The organism is Citrobacter sp. Cpo037 (genome assembly GCF_030332945.1).
GTDB lineage: Bacteria > Pseudomonadota > Gammaproteobacteria > Enterobacterales > Enterobacteriaceae > Citrobacter > Citrobacter portucalensis.
Genome location: NZ_JAOWGW010000083.1, coordinates 51,323 through 71,554, shown reverse-complemented (window position 1 = coordinate 71,554; position 20,232 = coordinate 51,323). Strand labels below are relative to the sequence as shown.

Genomic DNA, 20,232 nt, shown 5'->3' with positions numbered 1-20,232 from the left:
AGTACCTGGTAAGGCTCTGTAATGAATCGACAATCCTGGCTGCTCAATCTCAGCCTGTTAAAGACCCACCCAGCATTTCGCGCTGTCTTCCTCGCCCGTTTTATTTCTATTGTCTCTCTGGGGCTACTCGGCGTGGCGGTTCCGGTACAGATCCAGATGATGACCCAGTCGACCTGGCAGGTGGGGTTGTCGGTGACGTTGACCGGTAGCGCAATGTTTATTGGCCTGATGGTGGGCGGAGTGCTGGCCGACCGCTATGAGCGTAAAAAAGTGATCCTGCTGGCGCGTGGAACCTGTGGTATTGGCTTTATTGGCCTGTGTCTGAATGCGCTGCTGCCCGAACCGTCGTTGCTGGCGATTTATCTGCTTGGCTTATGGGACGGTTTCTTTGCCTCTCTGGGCGTGACCGCATTGCTGGCTGCGACGCCAGCGCTGGTTGGGCGCGAGAATTTGATGCAGGCTGGGGCGATTACCATGCTGACGGTGCGTCTGGGATCGGTAATTTCACCGATGCTTGGCGGGGTGCTGCTCGCGACTGGCGGCGTGGCCTGGAACTACGGACTGGCGGCGGCGGGAACCTTCATTACCTTACTACCGTTGCTGAGCCTTCCTGCGTTGCCGCCTCCGCCGCAGCCGCGCGAGCATCCGCTGAAATCGCTGCTGGCGGCATTCCGCTTTCTGCTTGCCAGCCCGCTGATTGGCGGCATTGCGCTGCTCGGTGGTCTGTTAACCATGGCGAGCGCCGTGCGTGTGCTGTATCCGGCGTTGGCGATTAACTGGCACATGTCGAGTGCGCAAATTGGCCTGTTGTATGCGGCTATTCCGCTAGGGGCAGCCGTGGGCGCATTGACTAGCGGACAACTGGCGCACAGCGTTCGCCCGGGACTGATTATGCTGGCATCGACCGTGGCTTCATTTCTGGCTATCGGCTTGTTTGGTTTGATGCCCGTCTGGCAGCTTGGTGTGGTTTGTCTGGCGCTGTTTGGCTGGTTGAGCGCGGTCAGCTCTTTGTTGCAGTACACCCTGTTACAGACGCAGACGCCGGAAGCGATGCTCGGACGAATTAACGGTTTGTGGACGGCGCAAAACGTCACCGGCGATGCGATTGGCGCGGCGTTGTTAGGTGGTCTGGGCGCGATGATGACGCCGGTTGCTTCGGCAAGCGTGAGTGGATTCGGGCTGGTGATTGTCGGTCTGCTACTGCTGCTGTTGTTGGGAGAAGTACGCCGATTCCGGCAGGTCCCCGTGAATGTCTGATCGCGTTGTGCTCTAAGGTTGTAGGCCGGATAAGGCGTGAGCCGCATCCGGCGCTGACCATTAAAAGAGAGCTGACAGACGTTGCAGCAGCAGCGTGGCGCTGTAGTAGTCGAGACGGAAGGTTTCCGTACCCAGGGCGTAAACGCGTTTATTCTGCACGGCTGGCAGATGCGCCAGAAGCGGATTGGCGTAAATAGCGTCGGCATCTTTGCTGTCGCCAGCAAACAGGAACAGCGCTTCGCCGTTCAGGCCTGCCGCCAGGTTCTCACCGCCAAGCTGGATGATATCGTGGCGTTTGCCCTGACTCTGGCTGGTGTGCAAGTTGGCAGGCAGCGTTGCCAGCGTGAACCCTAACTGCTCCATCAGCTTGCCTTGCGCTGACTCAGGCGTCCACAGGTTGGCGCTGTGCGCCGCTGCGGTATATACCAGCGCGCTGACCGGCTGTGGTGGCAGGGTAATATGTTGCTTAACCGCCTGAAGTTGCTTATCAAACTCGGCAATTCGCGCAACTGCCTGTTGCTCCTGACCGGTAATTTCACCTAACTGGGTCAGCAGCGACTGCCAGCTTTTATCGTCGTAATTAATGATGAGCGTTGGCGCAATGGTGGACAGCTGATCGTATAGCGCGAGGGCAGAATCTCCCCCAGTGGCGCTTACGAGAATCAGATCCGGCATTTGAGCTGCGACGGCTTCGGCGCTCGGTTCGCCGATATACAGGCGGCTCAGTTTGCGTTCTTTTGCCACTTCGCTCCACTGGCGTAAAAAGCCCTGCGCATCGCCGATGCGATTGTTCGGGGTAGTGGCACCGCTGGCAATGACCGGGGCATCAATCGCCAGCAGCGAGCCGGTGAGGGTCACGCTGGTGGAGACAATTCGCTGTGGTTTATGTTCCAGCGTATGCGTGCCGCGGCTGTCAGTAACCTGACGCGGCCAGTCGGCGGCGTGACCTGAAGAAATTCCTGAAAGAGATAAACCTGCCAGTAAGAGCACGGTGCGGCAAAAAGAGGGGAGACTCACGAATCGGCTTCCTGTTATCAGTATAAGTAATGCTTCTCATTTTCATTGTTAGCGAGCAAGGATGCAAGCCAAAGTCGCACATTGTGCTACCACAAGAGTTGACATACCGTCGCTTTACTTTTAGGTTAGCGACCGAAAATATAAATGATAATCATTATTAGAGCCTTTATCATTTTTGGAGGATGATATGGATACGTCACTGGCCGAGGAAAAAACGCAGACTATGCCGACGCTCGCTCCCGACAGTTTTTTCTTTATGTCGCCGTACCGTAGTTTTACGACGTCAGGATGCTTCGCCCGCTATGCGGAACCGGCAATTGATGGCGATTCGCCAGACAGCCCTTTCCAACAAAAAATGAACGCACTGTTTGCTGATGCCAAATCGCAAGGCATCGCGAACCCTGTCATGGTCGGGGCGATTCCCTTTGATACTCGCCAGCCATCATCGCTGTTTATTCCCCAATCGTGGCAGAGCTTCTCTCGTACGGCGAAGCAGCAATCATCACGTTACTTTACCGCGCATCAGTCGCTGAACGTCGTTGAACGTAAATCGATCCCGGAACAGGACTTTTTTGAAGATATGGTCGCCCGGGCGGCTGCGCTGACGTCCACTCCGGAAGTCGACAAAGTGGTGTTGTCACGCCTGATCGATATCACCGCCGATGCCAATATTGACAGTGGTGCGCTGCTGGAGCGTCTGGTGGCGCAAAACCCGGCGAGCTACAACTTCCATGTACCGATTGAAGACGGCGGCGTATTGATTGGTGCCAGCCCGGAACTGTTACTGCGCAAAGAAGGCGATCGTTTCAGTTCTCTGCCGCTGGCGGGCTCTGCACGTCGTCAGCCTGATGATGTGCTGGATCGCGAAGCAGGGATCCGCCTGCTGGCATCTGAGAAGGACCGCCATGAGCACGAACTGGTGACGCAAGCGATGAAAACGGTATTGCGCGATCGCAGCCGTGAACTGCAACTGCCTTCTTCTCCGCAGCTGGTTACCACGCCGACGCTCTGGCACCTCGGCACGCCGTTTGAAGGTAAAGCTAACCCGCAGGAAAACGCCCTGACGCTGGCGTGCCTGCTGCATCCGACGCCTGCGCTGAGCGGCTTTCCACATCAGGTTGCGCGCAAGCTTATTGCCGAGCTGGAGCCGTTCGATCGCGAACTGTTCGGCGGCATTGTCGGCTGGTGTGATGCCGAAGGTAACGGTGAGTGGGTAGTGACGATCCGCTGTGCGAAGCTGCTGCGCAATCAGGTACGTTTCTTTGCCGGAGCAGGAATTGTTCCAGCCTCTTCCCCGGTTGCGGAATGGCGCGAAACGGGGGCTAAGCTCTCCACGATGTTGAATGTTTTTGGACTGCACTAAGAGCCTTGTGGACTGGTTTTAAGGAGCAATAATGAGTATTCCTTTCACCCGCTGGCCGGAAGAGTTTGCCCGCCGCTATCGTGAAAAAGGTTACTGGCAGGATTTGCCGCTGACCGACATTCTGACCCGTCACGCCGACAGCGAGCATACGGCGGTAATTGATGGTGAACGCCATCTGAGCTATCGCCAACTGAATCAGGCCGCTGACAATCTTGCCTGCAGCTTGCGTCGCCAGGGGATCAAACCCGGCGAAACCGCGCTGGTACAACTGGGCAATGTGTCTGAGCTGTATATCACCTTCTTTGCGTTACTCAAGCTGGGCGTAGCTCCGGTGCTGGCTCTGTTCAGCCATCAGCGTAACGAACTTAACGCCTATGCCAAACAGATTGAGCCGGCACTGCTGATTGCCGATCGCCAGCATACGCTGTTTAGCGGCGACGATTTTCTTAACGCTTTTGTGGCCGAACACAATTCAGTGCGCGTGGTGCAACTGCGCAACGATGAAGGTGAACATAATCTGCAAACGGCGATAAACCAGCCTGCGACAGATTTTACTGCTACGCCATCGCCTGCTGATGAGGTGGCGTACTTCCAGCTTTCTGGGGGGACGACCGGGACGCCAAAGCTGATTCCTCGCACTCATAACGATTACTACTACAGCGTGCGTCGCAGCAATGAGATTTGCCGCTTCACCGGGGAAACGCGTTATTTATGCGCAATCCCGGCGGCGCATAACTACGCCATGAGTTCGCCAGGCGCGCTGGGCGTATTCCTGGCCGGTGGCACTGTAGTACTGGCGGCTGACCCGAGTGCCACTCTGTGTTTCCCGCTGATTGAACAGCATCAGGTTAACGTCACGGCGCTGGTGCCACCTGCGGTGAGCCTGTGGTTGCAGGCGATTGCGGAGTGGGGCAGCAATGCGCAACTGGCTTCGCTGAAACTGCTTCAGGTCGGTGGCGCGAGACTTTCCGCCACGCTTGCGGCACGTATTCCAGCCGAGATTGGCTGCCAGTTGCAGCAGGTCTTCGGCATGGCGGAAGGGCTGGTGAACTACACCCGTCTGGACGACAGTCCTGAGCGCATCATCAATACCCAGGGTCGCCCGATGTGTCCCGATGATGAAGTCTGGGTAGCAGACGCTGACGGCAACCCCTTAGCCCAGGGAGAGACCGGACGCCTGATGACGCGTGGTCCGTACACCTTCCGCGGTTATTTCAAAAGTCCTGAGCATAATGCCAGCGCCTTTGACGCCAACGGCTTTTACTGTTCCGGCGATCTGATCGCTATCGATCCGGATGGTTACATCACCGTTCAGGGGCGTGAAAAGGATCAGATCAATCGCGGCGGGGAGAAGATCGCCGCTGAAGAGATTGAAAACCTGCTACTGCGCCATCCAATGGTGATCCATGCCGCGCTGGTCAGTATGGATGACGAACTGATGGGCGAGAAAAGCTGTGCCTGGCTGGTGGTGAAAGAGCCGCTGCGCGCGGTGCAGGTGCGCCGTTTTCTACGCGAACAGGGCATAGCGGAATTCAAATTACCCGATCGTGTTGAGTGCGTTGAGTCATTACCGCTGACTCCAGTGGGGAAGGTAGATAAAAAACAATTACGTCAGTGGCTGGCATCACGTTCACTGGCCTGAAGGAGAAATAGAAATGGCAATTCCTAAACTGCAGGCTTATGCGCTACCAACGGCGCTCGATGTTCCGGTGAACAAAGTCGACTGGGCATTTGACCCTGAACGCGCCGCGCTGCTGATCCACGACATGCAGGATTATTTTATCGGCTTTTGGGGCGATAACTGCCCGATGATGGAGCAGGTCGTCGCGAACATCGCCGCGCTGCGCCAGTACTGCAAAGAGCATAACATTCCGGTGTATTACACCGCTCAGCCGAAAGAACAGAGTGATGAAGACCGCGCTCTGCTCAATGATATGTGGGGACCGGGCCTGACGCGTTCCCCGGAACAACAAAAGATCGTTGAGGCGCTGGCGCCGGATGAAGCGGATACCATTCTGGTGAAATGGCGTTATAGCGCATTTCATCGTTCCCCGCTGGAACAGATGCTCAAGGAAACCGGGCGTAATCAACTGATCATTACCGGGGTGTATGCGCATATCGGCTGTATGACCACCGCAACGGACGCCTTCATGCGTGACATCAAGCCGTTTATGGTTGCCGATGCGCTGGCGGACTTTAGCCGTGACGAACACCTGATGTCGCTGAAATACGTGGCGGGACGTTCCGGGCGTGTGGTAATGACCCAGGAATTATTGCCGACACCGGTCCCGACCAGTAAAGATGCGTTGCGCAGCGTTATTCTGCCGTTGCTGGATGAGTCTGAAGAGCCGATGGATGACGAAAACCTGATCGACTACGGGCTGGATTCTGTGCGCATGATGGCGCTGGCGGCGCGCTGGCGTAAGGTTCATGGTGACATTGATTTCGTGATGCTGGCGAAAAAACCGACCATTGACGCATGGTGGGCGCTGCTCTCCCGCGAGGTGAAGTAATGGCTGGATTTGATTTTGCCGGGAAAACCGTCTGGGTAACCGGCGCGGGTAAAGGGATTGGCTACACCACGGCGCTGGCGTTTGCGAATGCTGGCGCTGAGGTGACAGGATTCGATTGCGAATTTCCTCAGGATAACTACCCGTTTGCGACCGAAGTGCTGGATGTGGCGAATGCCGGACAGGTAGCTGAAGTGTGCCAGCGCGTCCTCAAAGTGCGCGAGCGTTTGGATGTGTTGGTCAATGCCGCAGGTATTTTGCGTATGGGGGCCACCGATGCGTTGAGCGTTGAGGAGTGGCAGCAGACGTTTGCGGTTAACGTTGGTGGGGCGTTCAATCTGTTTCAGCAGACGATGGCGCAGTTTCGTCGCCAGCAGGGCGGGGCGATCGTGACCGTCGCGTCGGATGCGGCGCACACGCCGCGTATCGGCATGAGTGCTTACGGTGCGTCAAAGGCCGCGTTGAAAAGTCTGGCGCTGACCGTCGGACTTGAATTGGCGGGTAGCGGTGTGCGCTGTAATGTGGTGTCGCCAGGCTCGACCGACACCGATATGCAGCGCACGCTGTGGGTTAGCGATGACGCGGAGCAACAGCGTATTCGTGGATTTGGCGAGCAGTTTAAGCTCGGGATTCCGCTGGGGAAAATCGCCCGGCCGCAAGAGATCACCAACACTATTTTATTCCTCGCCTCCGATCTGGCCAGCCACATTACGTTACAGGATATCGTGGTGGACGGCGGTTCCACGCTGGGGGCATGACGATGATCTGGAAGCGTCATTTAACGCTGGATGAACTCAATGCCACCAGTCAGAACACGATGGTGGCGCATTTAGGCATGGTCTACACCCGGCTGGGGGATGATGTGCTGGAAGCCGAAATGCCGGTGGATAGCCGCACGCATCAGCCATTTGGCCTGCTGCACGGCGGCGCATCCGCGGCCCTGGCGGAAACGCTGGGTTCGATGGCAGGTTATCTGATGACCCGCGACGGGCAGTGCGTGGTGGGGACGGAACTCAACGCCACGCATCATCGGGCGGTATCGCAGGGGAAAGTGCGCGGCGTTTGTCAGCCGCTGCATCTTGGGCGTCAAAATCAAAGCTGGGAAATTGTTATCTTTGATGAGCAGGGGCGACGCTGTTGCACCTGCCGCTTAGGTACTGCGGTGATGGGGTGAGGTCACCCGGTAAAGTAAAATGAAATTGCAGAGTTAACAGGTAAATGAAGTGATCTAGTTAACAATGCAATGTAAATACTCAGTGATATTTCGGGTTTGCATGGTTGTCGGGTTGTTAAATTCAGAAAAGATGTTATAGAAACAAAATGTAACATCTCTCTGGATCGGACAACGGATAACAACTATGAACAAATCAGGGAAGTACCTCGTCTGGACAGTGCTCTCCGTTATGGGAGCATTTGCCCTCGGCTATATCGCATTAAATCGTGGTGAACAGATCAACGCGTTGTGGATAGTCGTGGCGTCGGTCTGTGTCTACCTTATCGCTTATCGTTTCTACGGCCTGTACATCGCGAAAAATGTACTGGCGCTTGACCCGACGCGTATGACGCCAGCCGTGCGCCATAACGACGGTCTGGATTATGTTCCCACCGATAAAAAAGTGCTGTTTGGTCACCATTTTGCGGCAATTGCCGGAGCGGGTCCGTTAGTTGGACCGGTGCTGGCGGCGCAAATGGGCTATCTGCCGGGGATGATCTGGCTGCTCGCCGGGGTGGTACTGGCGGGTGCGGTGCAGGACTTCATGGTGCTGTTTGTTTCTACCCGTCGCGATGGTCGTTCCCTTGGCGAACTGGTGAAAGAAGAGATGGGTCCAACGGCGGGCGTTATTGCGCTGGTGGCCTGTTTTATGATCATGGTGATTATTCTCGCGGTACTGGCGATGATCGTCGTGAAAGCGCTGACCCACAGTCCGTGGGGAACCTACACCGTGGCGTTCACCATCCCGCTGGCGATCTTCATGGGGATTTATCTGCGCTATCTGCGCCCGGGCCGCATTGGCGAAGTGTCGGTCATCTGTCTGGTGTTCCTGGTGTTTGCCATTATTTCCGGCGGCTGGGTGGCTGAAAGCCCGACCTGGGCACCGTACTTTGACTTTACCGGCGTACAGCTGACGTGGATGCTGGTGGGCTACGGTTTTGTTGCCGCCGTCCTGCCGGTGTGGCTGCTGCTGGCCCCGCGTGATTACCTCTCTACCTTTCTGAAAATCGGCACCATTGTTGGTCTGGCAGTAGGGATTTTGATCATGCGTCCGACGCTGACCATGCCTGCGCTGACCAAGTTTGTTGACGGTACTGGCCCGGTCTGGACCGGTAACTTGTTCCCGTTCCTGTTTATTACCATTGCCTGTGGTGCGGTATCTGGCTTCCATGCGCTGATCTCCTCCGGTACCACGCCGAAGATGCTGGCGAATGAAGGGCAGGCCTGCTTTATCGGCTACGGCGGAATGCTGATGGAATCCTTTGTCGCCATTATGGCGCTGGTTTCCGCGTGCATCATCGATCCGGGCGTGTACTTTGCGATGAACAGCCCGATGGCGGTGCTGGCTCCTGCGGGGACGGTGGACGTAGTGGCTTCTGCGGCACAGGTAGTCAGCAGTTGGGGCTTTGCCATTACGCCAGACACCCTGCATCAAATCGCCAATGAAGTGGGTGAGCAATCCATCATCTCCCGCGCAGGTGGTGCGCCGACGCTGGCCGTCGGGATGGCGTACATTCTGCACGGCGCGCTGGGCGGCATGATGGATGTGGCGTTCTGGTATCACTTCGCCATTCTGTTTGAAGCGTTGTTTATTCTGACGGCGGTAGATGCCGGTACACGCGCCGCGCGCTTTATGCTGCAGGACTTGCTGGGCGTGGTATCACCGAGCCTGAAACGTACCGATTCGCTGCCTGCAAACCTGCTGGCTACAGCGCTGTGTGTGCTGGCCTGGGGTTACTTCTTACACCAGGGCGTGGTTGATCCTCTGGGCGGTATCAATACCCTGTGGCCGCTGTTTGGTATCGCTAACCAGATGCTGGCCGGTATGGCGTTGATGCTCTGTGCTGTGGTGCTGTTCAAGATGAAACGCCAGCGCTACGCATGGGTGGCGCTGGTGCCAACGGCCTGGCTGCTGATTTGTACCCTGACCGCTGGCTGGCAGAAAGCGTTTAGCCCGGATGCGAAAATCGGCTTCCTGGCTATCGCCAACAAGTTCCAGGCGATGATCGACAGCGGTAACATTCCGGCGCAGTACACCCAGTCGCAGCTGACGCAACTGGTGTTTAACAACCGCCTGGATGCGGGTCTCACCATCTTCTTCATGGTCGTCGTTGTGGTGTTGGGTCTGTTCTCCATCAAAACTGCGCTGGCAGCATTGAAAGAGGACAAACCAACTTCGAAAGAGACACCGTACGAGCCGATGCCTGAGAATGTCGAAGAGATCGTGGCGCAGGCGAAAGGTGCGCACTAATATTCTCTTAACCAACGAGCCCTCTCCTGAACGGGGAGGGCGTTTGTACGACAGGGAAACACTATGTTTGAAACACTCGCCAAAGCCGGGAAGTATTTAGGTCAAACCGCCCGATTAATGATAGGTGTGCCGGATTACGACAACTATGTTGAACATATGCGCGTCACGCATCCGGACCAGACGCCAATGACCTACGAAGAATTTTTCCGTGAGCGCCAGGATGCACGATATGGCGGGAAAGGTGGCGCGAAGTGCTGTTGATTTTTTGCCGGATGGCGCTGACGCTTATCCGGCCTACAACATCGTATTGGCGTAATTTGTCGTCGTAGGCCTGATAAGGCGAAGCCGTCATCAGGCAACCCGCACCATAATCACACCGTAAACGACTCTACCTTTTCGAATGCTGCGCGCAGTGTCTCCGGCGTTAACGTTACCGGCAGGGCGTGAATGGACTCCACCGGGCGCAGAGTGTGCGCAATCACTTTGTCGATTTCGGCGCGGTTATTGATGTCCACTTCCAGTTGAGCTAATCGGGTTGGCAGGTTGAATCGCTGATAAGCGGTAATTAACTGCGCCAGCACATCATCTTGTCCCAGCAGCGCGCTCTGCACCAGGATGCCGTACGCCACTTTGGTGCCGTGTAAAAACTTCTCAGTTTGTGGAAGGACGGTCAGGCCGTTGTGAACAGAATGCGCCGCCGCCACGCGGGTGTAGCGCTCGCCCAGACCACCAACCATACCGCCTCCGGCAATAATCGCATCCACCACATCGCAAAACGTGCGGCTTAGCGTGCCTTGTTGTTTGTCTGCCAGCGCCTGCTCGCTGCTTTCCAGCAGGATGTCGCGGATGGTCTGCGCGGCTTGAATACCCAGACGTACTGTCAATGGCAGTGTTTCCGGCTGAGGTGCGAGCACGACGGCTTCATACCACTTTGCCAGCGTGTCGCCGATCCCCGCCAGTAAGTATTCTTCTGGCGCATTGAGAACGATCTCGGGTTCGACCAGCACGAGGAAATTCGCGTCAGCGAAAATTTCGAAATGTAGAGCCTGGCCCGCATCGTTATACCAGACGGAGAGCGGCGTCCAGGCAGCGCAGGTCGCCGCGATAGTAGGAATACCGACAAACGGCAGATCCAGACGACGGGCCAACGCTTTAGCTGTGTCGAGCAATGTACCGCCTCCCACGCCAATCACCACACTGCGATCCTCTCCCGACTCTTTTGCCAGTTGAGCAACATCGGTTTCGCTGCAATGTCCCGTAAACAGCAGGCGTTTAGCCTCGGCAAGATGAAAAGCCTCTGGCAGGTAAGGGCGGGCTGCATCGATGGCGCGTTCACCATAAACCCACACGGCGCGTGAAAGTTGGTCGGCAGAGAAAAAATCGTTGAGTCTTACCAGGCTGCCAGGATGGGAAAAATAGTTGGCCGGGCCGGTGACGACGCGAATTTCGGTATTACTCATGTTGTGTTGTCCTTTTGGCTGTCCTGTCCAGGCAGGTTATTTTTATATAGACGTCTGAACGTCTTGATTGCCAAATACTAGCATCGTGCTATAGTGGCTTCAACCACAACATCACACGCTGGGATAACAATAATGAGTAATAACCCGCTGATTCCGCAAAGCAAACTGCCTAATCTGGGCACTACTATCTTCACGCAAATGAGTGCGCTGGCGCAGCAGCATCAGGCCATTAACCTCTCGCAGGGGTTTCCTGATTTTGACGGTCCACTCTTTTTGCAAGAGCGTCTGGCGTATCACGTCGCGCATGGCGCAAACCAGTATGCGCCGATGACGGGCGTGCAGCCGCTGCGCGAAGCTATCGCGGATAAAACGGCAGACCTGTACGGCTATAAACCTGACGCGAATAGTGAAGTGACCATCACGGCGGGAGCCACAGAAGCATTGTATGCCGCGATCACTGCGCTGGTGCGCCCTGGTGATGAGGTGATTTGTTTTGACCCGAGCTACGACAGCTATGCGCCTGCGGTTGAATTATCCGGCGGTGTGGTTAAACGTATCGCCCTGCAACCACCGTCTTTTCGCGTCGACTGGCAGGCGTTTGGTGCCTTACTCAGCGACCGTACCCGATTGGTTATCCTGAACACGCCGCATAACCCTTCTGCCACTGTGTGGCATCACGCCGATTTCGACGCGCTATGGCAGGCGATTAAAGAACGCGAGATCTTTGTCATCAGCGACGAAGTTTATGAGCATATCTGTTTCGCCAAACAGGGGCATGCCAGCGTGCTGGCACATTCAGAGCTGCGGGAACGCGCTGTTGCTGTTTCATCGTTTGGTAAGACCTACCACATGACCGGCTGGAAGGTCGGATACTGCGTTGCGCCAGCCGCCATTAGCGCTGAGCTACGAAAAGTGCACCAGTATCTGACGTTTTCCGTTAACACGCCGGCTCAGCTCGCACTGGCGGATATGCTACGAGACGATCCGGCACACTATCGCGAACTGCCCGCGTTTTATCAGAAAAAACGCGACGTGTTGGTGAACGCGTTGCGTGACAGCCGACTGGAAATTCTGCCGTGTGAAGGCACGTACTTTTTACTGGTCGATTACAGCGCCGTTTCCTCGCTTAACGACGTGGAGTTTTGCCAGTGGCTGACCACTGAAGTGGGCGTTGCGGCAATCCCGCTGTCGGTGTTCTGCGCCGATCCTTTCCCGCATAAACTGATTCGCCTCTGTTTTGCCAAGCAAGAATCGACGCTGTTAGCGGCAGCCGAGCGCCTGGTTTCGCTGTAGCTATTTCACGGTCCAGGCTTTGGAGAATCGACGGTCGGCAAACAACGCTTGCAGGCCGTTGATTTGCTTCAGGCGTAACACCTCGTCGCTGTCCATACCAAGATCCTTGCCAATTCTTTCTTCACTCCATCCCAGTTGCGATAGCTCGCGGACAATCTCGGACATGGCGTGGATTTGATGACGCCCGCGAGCGCGGTTGTGGCGAATGGTTGCCGCCATACGCTCATGGCGTTCGCGTTCTAAACAGGCAACCGGCAGATATCCTTTCAGCCTGGGCCTCAGTGAGGCTTTGGCTTTACCTAACTCGTGGCGGTGGAAACCGTCGACAATTTCGTATTCTTCAGCCGTTGAGTGAACCACTACAATGGGCTGCGTAAACCCGTCAGCCTCGAGGGACTTCAGCAGCAGCTTTTTCTCCGGTGGCGCAACGTTATTGGGGTTATAGTCATTGGGTGAAATATGATCATTTTTAACCCAAAGTACGCAATCTACGGGCTCCTCGCGGAAGGGACTGACGCTGTGTATTGCCTTTCTGAATTCATTTATGGCTTCAATTCTCTCTGGTTCTGATAAACCAGAAAGAAAGTCGAGGAGTTCCTGAGTTAATCGTTGTTGCATAAGAGTCCCCATTCCTGGCGTTTTGTTTTCATGCGCTCATTGTAACGTTGATAGTTTTTGGGTTTCGTTGGACTAAATGAGAGAGCCCGGCACCAATAGTCGTTATTCAGCAGGACCTTGCAGATACGCCGCCACGACGGAATATCCACTGAACCAATATCTCTTTCCTGGGTTTGTGGGATATTCTCCATGCCTTTTTTCTTATACCACTGTAAATAGACGGCGATTTTATTGCGGTAATGTTCAGCGGTCGTTTCCGGCATACTCTTCAATAACAGCATGGCGTATTCCTGCCAGCTTAAATGTTCGGGTTTTAATATTTTGCGGTGACCGTAAAAATGGTTGTCCTGACCAGCATATATCCCGCCACTTTTTACCCCGCTGACGCGGGAGCACATCATTGCCCAGCGTTCAGGCTCAATAACATGGTAAAGCCACAGCCCCTGGCGTTGTTCTGGCCCAAACGGTTCGCAGATACGCATGTATCGAGTGGGAACCCCCGCCTGATACATCAGGTTGTACAGGGGATTACAAGGGAGTCTTGATTTCGCAAACCACGTCCAGATGTCGGCGGTTTTCCAGTCATAAATGGGATAAATATACCAGGTATGCCCGCCGGGGGCGCTGGTGGTCCAGGGTTTATCATCGGCAAAACGCTGTTTTTTCGAGTTCGCAATGGCGACGAAGCGATTATATGACTCGTCGGCACGGATCCCGACCATCATGGCGGCCGGTCGTTTCTGCGAAAACCAGTCAGCGAACTCACGAACAAATTGCTCGAAAGTCATACCGGGTTGGTAGAAAGAGAAATATTCGGGATCGGTAATGGCATCTGCGGGTGGTTGGCGTACCCATTGAGTGCCCGGCTCCCAGCATTGCCATTCAGGCTGAAATTGTGACAGTGAATTTTGCGTCGTCAGCGGCAATGCAACCCAATAAAATTCTTCGATGACATCGGAATAATTCTCGCGTAGCGCCTGGACATAGTCGATAGTGCAGGAAAACTGAACCTCCCAGTCGATAAATAAGACGTTTATTTTTTTCTGTAACTGGCGGGCAATGGCGGCAGTCAGATGTAACATCAACCCCGAATCTTTACCTCCAGAGAAAGAAACGCAGACACGCGGTAGAGTCTCAAGCGTCCAGGTAATGCGTTCCTGAGCGGCTTCGAGAACATTCTGGTTTAACGGTATTTTATAAACAGACATATCACATCCATATCCGAATTTTATTTTATACTAAAATAAATGCCTGCAATAAAGTATGCCAATCTTTAAAATATGCAACGCCTAAAGAAACATTTATAATGTAAATGTGTTTGCGTTTTATATTCTAAAAATGGATTTGTCATACTGTTGATGATGTGGGTTGTTGATTTTCAGATGTTATTATATTGATATATTTTGCGAAATTTTTATTACTAAGTGAGGCACGATTGTACATTAAGTATAATCTGATTGATGGGATTTTGAAATCTATATTGATTTCTTTTAAATTAAGTCTGGCAGCATGGAATTCATAACTAAGTTTTGGGATTATACCAATAATATCTGTACTGGAAATTACATTAATAATTGACGTCATAGAGTCGCTACTAAAGCCAGTTTTACGATTAGTTAGTAAGGCGTTGGCTTGTGCTTGATACTCTTTAATACCCTCTTCCTCTGTAAGATACAAAGTAAATTGTTCCTCCAATATTTGTGTAAGGGTAGCAGATTCATTCATTCTGGGGTGATTACTGCTACATGTTAAAACACACTCAATAGTTTTAAATAGCGTACATACAATAGACCTGTTATATACGGGAGCGGTAGTGATGATTAAATCTGCTTTCCTGTATGCGAGGATGTTCTCTGCAGTATCGGCAGTCATTATTATGTCGTGATGTTCAACTTCGACATTTGAATTTTGCCTTAGCGTATTGATTAACTCAATTACCCCTAAGTTAATAGTAATTTGCGGACTGTAAATGACAAATTTCTTCTTCAGGCTGGAACCATGCATAATATTAATGGTTTGTTCCAGCGTATTCAGATTCTGCTCAAGGTGATGATGAAGGTTGATCCCGGTTACGGTAGGCGTGATGCCTTTACCTGAGCGAATAAACAGAGGGTCGTTAAATTGCGTACGCAGTCGCTGTAATGACTGGCTGACGGCTGAAGGGGTGATATACAGTGTTGCCGCAGCTTTACTGATGCTCAAATGTTGATAAATACATTCAAAAATTACCAACAGGTTAAGATCGAATTTTTTGAGGTCATAGAGGTTAGCCATGCATACCTTCCTGTGATGGTAATGTATAGGATAATTCAATTGTTGAATAATTTAAATTCTAATCATTCTTAGAATTTATGTTTATGGCTTAATGAATAATTAACTTAAACTAAAATAACACAGATTGCTTGATGGTTACGATAAAAATACATTTTAAAGAGTGATTGAAATGAGAACGATAACAATCACTCATTCTGTAACCTTTATTTATTCCCCATAATAATATTTAATTTTTCCTTATCGGGTAATCCCACTTCCTGTTGTAACGTATCGTCTTTGCTCATGTAGTAGATCGCGGGCGTCACATTAGCACCTAAATCATCCATGAGTTTTTGGTTGATATTCAGTACCTTCATCTGTTCAGGATGGACCGAAGTCGGGATTTCCAGCTTCATTTTCCCACCGGAGGCTTCATAGTCATGCCAGGTTTTAGCCGGATCTTTGGTTGCCAGAATTGCCGCAGCAGTGGCCGGGCTTTCGGGTTTTATGACGCCAACCAGTAATGTACGCAACTGAACTTTACCGGAATCTACCCATGGGCGCGCCTGCTGCCAGAACTGTTTGCAATAAGGACAGAAGGGATCGGCAAACACGTAGACGATGACCGGGGCCTCTTTTTTCCCGTCCAGAATCCACGACGCTTTTTCCATTCGCTGCCACATCTCACGTCCGGCAGGGGCATAGATCTCTTTTTCTATGAGCGCATTACTGAGGTTTTCGCCTTTTTCATTATACATGTAGCCGGAGATGGCATGTTTACCGTCAGGCGTGACATAGATAGTGACCCCCATGTCCTGGTATTTTCCCAGATAGCCTTTCATTCCACCCGGTGCGTCGAAGGGCTTCAGGATGGTAATTCCCTGTTTCTCAATGGCTTTAACAGGGGCAGGGAGCTCCTCTGCGTGCACGATAGCGGGGAGAAGAGTTAAGAGTAAGGTGCGTTTAAACATTGATTTTCCTTATAAAATCAGCAGGAAAGTGGGCTTAATTGCAAAACCTATCACAGCCATAGGTAAGATCGACGGTCTGTCGATTGCCCTTTCTTTAGTTGGGTGATGTAATCCCCATCGCTGTTACGACCTTTGTTAAGGTAATGTAGAGCGCAACACATAGCCAGCTCTGCTGGCACTGACGTTACCTGCGGGTAGCTCGGGTAATGAGGCTCCCTGCAAAGGGGGCCTTTTTTACTTTTATCTTTAGGTTCACAACATGAGTTTGAGTGAGTTGTTAGTTAACGCTTATTGATTTGATAAAGGAAACGCATTAGCCCTGCGAAGAGATTTTCGTTAACTTATCTCTCAACGAAAACACGGAGGAAGTACAGATGTCTTTGATTAATACCAAAATTAAACCTTTCAAAAACCAGGCGTTCAAAAACGGTGAGTTCATCGAAGTAACCGAGAAAGATACCGAAGGTCGCTGGAGCGTCTTCTTCTTCTACCCGGCTGACTTTACTTTCGTATGCCCGACCGAGCTGGGTGACGTTGCAGACCATTACGAAGAACTGCAGAAACTGGGCGTAGATGTGTATTCCGTTTCTACCGACACCCACTTCACCCACAAAGCATGGCACAGCAGCTCTGAAACCATCGCAAAAATCAAATACGCGATGATCGGCGACCCGACTGGCGCCCTGACCCGTAACTTCGACAATATGCGTGAAGATGAAGGTCTGGCTGACCGCGCAACCTTCGTTGTTGACCCGCAGGGTATCATCCAGGCAATCGAAGTTACTGCTGAAGGTATCGGCCGTGATGCGTCTGACCTGCTGCGTAAAATCAAAGCCGCACAGTACGTCGCTTCCCACCCAGGTGAAGTTTGCCCGGCGAAATGGAAAGAAGGTGAAGCAACCTTAGCGCCATCTCTGGACCTGGTTGGTAAAATCTAAGTCGCATAGTTTGTAGGCCGGATAAACGTAGTGCATCCGGCATTCCACAGGCGCAAATTTGCGCCTGTTTCATTCCAGCACCATGACGCAAGTTGCATTAATGCAGTCCCGCAAAATCGGCTTGCATGATGATGTTTTCAGAGAGGGAAGAAGAATGCTCGACACAAATATGAAAACCCAGCTCAGGGCTTACCTTGAGAAACTGACCAAACCTGTTGAGCTGATTGCGACGCTGGATGACAGCGCTAAATCGGCAGAAATTAAGGAACTGCTGACTGAAATTGCTGAACTGTCAGAAAAAGTCACCTTCAAAGAAGACAATACTCTGGCGGTGCGTAAGCCATCGTTCCTTATTACCAATCCCGGTTCTCACCAGGGACCGCGTTTTGCCGGTTCTCCGCTGGGTCATGAGTTTACTTCTCTGGTGCTGGCGCTGTTGTGGACTGGCGGCCATCCCTCAAAAGAGGCGCAGACGTTGCTTGAGCAGATCCGCGATCTCGACGGTGATTTTGAATTTGAAACCTATTATTCGCTTTCCTGCCATAACTGCCCGGACGTGGTGCAGGCGCTGAACCTGATGGCGGTGCTGAACCCACGTATCAAGCATACGGCGATTGACGGCGGTACATTCCAGAACGAAATCACCGATCGTAACGTGATGGGCGTTCCGGCGGTATTTATGAACGGCAAAGAGTTCGGTCAGGGACGTATGACGCTGACTGAGATCGTGGCGAAAGTGGATACTGGCGCAGAAAAACGTGCGGCTGAAGAGCTGAATAAGCGCGATGCTTATGACGTGTTGATTGTCGGCTCTGGTCCTGCAGGTGCGGCGGCAGCGGTGTACTCTGCACGTAAAGGCATTCGCACCGGTCTGATGGGCGAGCGTTTTGGCGGTCAGGTTCTTGATACTGTAGATATTGAAAACTACATCTCGGTGCCGAAAACCGAAGGTCAGAAACTGGCAGGCGCGCTGAAAGCACACGTTGATGATTATGATGTTGATGTGATCGACAGCCAGAGCGCAAGCAAACTGGTCCCGGCAGCGCAGGAAGGCGGTCTACATCAGATTGAAACGGCCTCCGGCGCGGTGCTGAAAGCACGCAGCATTATCATCGCCACCGGCGCGAAATGGCGCAACATGAACGTTCCGGGCGAAGATCAGTATCGCACCAAAGGCGTAACCTACTGCCCGCACTGTGATGGTCCGCTGTTTAAAGGCAAGCGTGTTGCGGTGATTGGCGGCGGTAACTCCGGCGTTGAAGCGGCTATCGACCTGGCAGGTATTGTTGAACATGTGACGCTGCTGGAATTTGCTCCTGAAATGAAGGCCGACCAGGTGCTGCAAAATAAGCTTCGCAGTCTGAAAAACGTCGACATCATTCTGAATGCGCAAACGACAGAAGTGAAAGGCGATGGCAGCAAAGTTACTGGCCTGGAGTATCGTGACCGTGTGAGCGGCGATGTTCACAATGTGGAACTGGCAGGTATCTTTGTTCAGATTGGTCTGCTGCCGAACACCAACTGGCTGGAAGGTGCCGTTGAACGTAACCGTATGGGTGAAATCATCATCGATGCCAAGTGCGAAACCAGCGTGAAAGGCGTTTTCGCTGCCGGCGACTGCACAACCGTACCGTATAAGCAGATTATCATCGCGACAGGTGAAGGCGCGAAGGCTTCGTTAAGTTCGTTTGATTATCTGATTCGCACGACAGTAGCATAAAAAAAGTAAGACTCACCTGCACTATAAAAACCCCTGTCAGGCGTTAACCTGGCAGGGGTTTTCTTTATCAAATCAGTGGCTGTTAACGAACAACCAGCACTGGCAAAGTCGCGTGACGGACAACGCTGGAAGCGTTTGAGCCGAGCAGATGGGTGCTGATTGATGGGTTACGCGATCCAATGACAACGACATCCGCATTCAACTCTTCACCCAACTCGTTGACCACGTCACGTACGCTGCCAAAGCGGACATGTTGTTTAATACGGGAAGGATCGATGCTGAAGTGACCGACCATCGTTTGCAGACGGGTTTCCGCTTCGTGTTGCAGATGTTCTTCAAAACGACGGACATCGGCTGCAAAGCGGTGCAGGCTTAAGCTCGCTGAGCCTGGCAGCACATGCAGCAGATGGATAACCCCTTTATCCTGGGCCAGAAATTCTGCATGGCGAATAGCCTTGTCGCTCAGTTCCATTTCGAATACATCAACAGGCATTATGATTGTGTTGTACATAAACATTCTCCTTGTCATTACATGAACACATAACAGCATAGTATTAAAAATGATTCTGTCAGTCACGACACAGATTTATGTTTTGCGAACAGGAAAGAAAGCGAGGAGCAGGGAGATCTAACAGGAAAGAGGATGCGGATGCATCCCCTGTAAGATAAAGCGAGTGGCTTTGATAAGACAGAGTTAGCGCAGGTAGTCGCCTGCAGCTTCAGGCTGGTACTCAAGCTCGATAACTTCGAGGTGCGTTGAGGTCCCGCCTGGCAGTTCCCAGTGAATGGTATCACCAACGCGCAGCCCCAGAAGTGCAGCGCCGACAGGTGCCATTACCGAAAGCTGTGTGTTGCTGTCAGTCATAGTGGCCGGATACACCAGGGTACGCACACGGACTTCGCCATCACTCAGATTGCGGAATTTCACGCGGCTGTTCATGGTCACGACGTCGTGCGGCATGGTTTCTGGAGAACACATTTGGGCACGATCCAGCTCGGCGTTAAGGGCGTCGGCAATCGGTAAACCAGCAAACGCAGGTTGCTCCAACAGGCGGTCAATGCGTTCCGCATCGAGGTCGTTAATGATGATAGTTGGTCTGGACATTTATTACTCCATGTCGTCGATACTGCGGGTGCGCAGGTAAATAATCCCAAAAGAAAACCCTCACCGTCAGGCGGCAAGGGTTTAGCTTTTATGATGATACTGAGACTTACCCCATGTTTGAAGTGATTTAGTTCACATTCAGGTAAATCATCAATATTGTCGCATATGGTGTGATTTTAGCCGAAAAACGTGACCGTTCTCCAATTTGCATTATGCTTTTTAAGCGCTCGCTGCGGGCGCGTCAAACAACTCAGTGTTCCGCG

19 protein-coding genes are annotated in these 20,232 nt (G+C 52.7%); 11 read left to right on the top strand and 8 right to left on the bottom strand.

Annotated elements, in window-relative coordinates:
* Positions 1 to 21 precede the first annotated feature (21 nt).
* The gene (gene entS / locus OGX94_RS24335; RefSeq protein WP_003831193.1) at positions 22 to 1,257 is read left to right on the top strand and encodes an enterobactin transporter EntS; all 1,236 of its coding nucleotides are present in this window, start codon (positions 22 to 24) and stop codon (positions 1,255 to 1,257) included.
* Between the two features lie 60 nt (positions 1,258 to 1,317).
* Here entS and fepB read toward each other — a convergent pair whose 3' ends face one another.
* Positions 1,318 to 2,274, bottom strand: a complete 957-nt coding sequence (fepB, locus tag OGX94_RS24330; RefSeq protein WP_003831194.1) for a Fe2+-enterobactin ABC transporter substrate-binding protein — start codon at positions 2,272 to 2,274, stop codon at positions 1,318 to 1,320.
* Between the two features lie 187 nt (positions 2,275 to 2,461).
* Between fepB and entC the strand changes: the two genes are divergently transcribed.
* The 7 genes from entC to OGX94_RS24295 all read left to right on the top strand — a co-directional run bounded on the left by entC (position 2,462) and on the right by OGX94_RS24295 (position 9,872).
* The gene (entC, locus tag OGX94_RS24325; protein ID WP_048235908.1) at positions 2,462 to 3,637 is read left to right on the top strand and encodes an isochorismate synthase EntC; all 1,176 of its coding nucleotides are present in this window, start codon (positions 2,462 to 2,464) and stop codon (positions 3,635 to 3,637) included.
* A gap of 31 nt (positions 3,638 to 3,668) precedes the next feature.
* Positions 3,669 to 5,279 (top strand): (2,3-dihydroxybenzoyl)adenylate synthase EntE, encoded by a 1,611-nt coding sequence (gene entE / locus OGX94_RS24320; RefSeq protein ID WP_257661472.1) that lies wholly within the window; start codon positions 3,669 to 3,671, stop codon positions 5,277 to 5,279.
* Between the two features lie 13 nt (positions 5,280 to 5,292).
* On the top strand, positions 5,293 to 6,150 hold the full coding sequence (locus OGX94_RS24315) for an isochorismatase (RefSeq protein ID WP_003831197.1): 858 nt from the start codon (positions 5,293 to 5,295) through the stop codon (positions 6,148 to 6,150).
* On the top strand, positions 6,150 to 6,905 hold the full coding sequence (gene entA, locus OGX94_RS24310; protein WP_257661473.1) for a 2,3-dihydro-2,3-dihydroxybenzoate dehydrogenase EntA: 756 nt from the start codon (positions 6,150 to 6,152) through the stop codon (positions 6,903 to 6,905). Before OGX94_RS24315 ends, entA begins: the two co-directional genes overlap by 1 nt.
* Before the next feature lie 2 nt (positions 6,906 to 6,907).
* Positions 6,908 to 7,321, top strand: coding sequence for a proofreading thioesterase EntH (gene entH, locus OGX94_RS24305; protein ID WP_003022055.1), 414 nt, complete (start codon positions 6,908 to 6,910; stop codon positions 7,319 to 7,321).
* Between the two features lie 184 nt (positions 7,322 to 7,505).
* Positions 7,506 to 9,611, top strand: a complete 2,106-nt coding sequence (gene cstA, locus OGX94_RS24300) for a pyruvate/proton symporter CstA (RefSeq protein WP_286570093.1) — start codon at positions 7,506 to 7,508, stop codon at positions 9,609 to 9,611.
* Positions 9,612 to 9,674: 63 nt separating this feature from the next.
* Complete coding sequence (locus tag OGX94_RS24295; protein ID WP_003022064.1) at positions 9,675 to 9,872, top strand: YbdD/YjiX family protein; 198 nt, start codon at positions 9,675 to 9,677, stop codon at positions 9,870 to 9,872.
* A gap of 110 nt (positions 9,873 to 9,982) precedes the next feature.
* On the opposite strand, the gene OGX94_RS24290 is transcribed toward OGX94_RS24295, so the two are convergent.
* On the bottom strand, positions 9,983 to 11,071 hold the full coding sequence (locus OGX94_RS24290; protein WP_257661474.1) for an oxidoreductase: 1,089 nt from the start codon (positions 11,069 to 11,071) through the stop codon (positions 9,983 to 9,985).
* Between the two features lie 132 nt (positions 11,072 to 11,203).
* On the opposite strand from OGX94_RS24290, the gene OGX94_RS24285 reads away from it, so the two are divergent.
* Positions 11,204 to 12,364, top strand: coding sequence for a pyridoxal phosphate-dependent aminotransferase (locus OGX94_RS24285; RefSeq protein WP_257661475.1), 1,161 nt, complete (start codon positions 11,204 to 11,206; stop codon positions 12,362 to 12,364).
* Here OGX94_RS24285 and OGX94_RS24280 read toward each other — a convergent pair whose 3' ends face one another.
* The 4 genes from OGX94_RS24280 to dsbG all read right to left on the bottom strand — a co-directional run bounded on the left by OGX94_RS24280 (position 12,365) and on the right by dsbG (position 16,206).
* Positions 12,365 to 12,982: an IbrB-like domain-containing protein gene (locus OGX94_RS24280; RefSeq protein ID WP_193135151.1), complete on the bottom strand. Its 618-nt coding sequence runs from the start codon at positions 12,980 to 12,982 to the stop codon at positions 12,365 to 12,367.
* A complete protein-coding gene (locus OGX94_RS24275; protein ID WP_257661476.1) occupies positions 12,967 to 14,190 on the bottom strand; it encodes a phosphoadenosine phosphosulfate reductase in 1,224 nt (407 codons plus the stop codon). The genes OGX94_RS24280 and OGX94_RS24275 overlap by 16 nt, the downstream gene beginning before the upstream one ends.
* 139 nt (positions 14,191 to 14,329) lie before the next feature.
* A complete protein-coding gene (citR, locus tag OGX94_RS24270; RefSeq protein ID WP_257661477.1) occupies positions 14,330 to 15,256 on the bottom strand; it encodes a DNA-binding transcriptional repressor CitR in 927 nt (308 codons plus the stop codon).
* 203 nt (positions 15,257 to 15,459) lie between these two features.
* A complete protein-coding gene (gene dsbG / locus OGX94_RS24265; protein ID WP_003831214.1) occupies positions 15,460 to 16,206 on the bottom strand; it encodes a thiol:disulfide interchange protein DsbG in 747 nt (248 codons plus the stop codon).
* Between the two features lie 374 nt (positions 16,207 to 16,580).
* Here dsbG and ahpC point away from each other — a divergent pair, with 374 nt between their 5' ends.
* On the top strand, positions 16,581 to 17,144 hold the full coding sequence (gene ahpC / locus OGX94_RS24260) for an alkyl hydroperoxide reductase subunit C (RefSeq protein WP_002894394.1): 564 nt from the start codon (positions 16,581 to 16,583) through the stop codon (positions 17,142 to 17,144).
* Between the two features lie 154 nt (positions 17,145 to 17,298).
* Positions 17,299 to 18,864 (top strand): alkyl hydroperoxide reductase subunit F, encoded by a 1,566-nt coding sequence (gene ahpF, locus OGX94_RS24255; protein WP_003831260.1) that lies wholly within the window; start codon positions 17,299 to 17,301, stop codon positions 18,862 to 18,864.
* A gap of 82 nt (positions 18,865 to 18,946) precedes the next feature.
* Here ahpF and uspG read toward each other — a convergent pair whose 3' ends face one another.
* Positions 18,947 to 19,375: a universal stress protein UspG gene (gene uspG / locus OGX94_RS24250; protein WP_003022101.1), complete on the bottom strand. Its 429-nt coding sequence runs from the start codon at positions 19,373 to 19,375 to the stop codon at positions 18,947 to 18,949.
* Between the two features lie 183 nt (positions 19,376 to 19,558).
* Complete coding sequence (rnk, locus tag OGX94_RS24245) at positions 19,559 to 19,969, bottom strand: nucleoside diphosphate kinase regulator (protein ID WP_003831264.1); 411 nt, start codon at positions 19,967 to 19,969, stop codon at positions 19,559 to 19,561.
* Between the last annotated feature and the right edge of the window lie 263 nt (positions 19,970 to 20,232).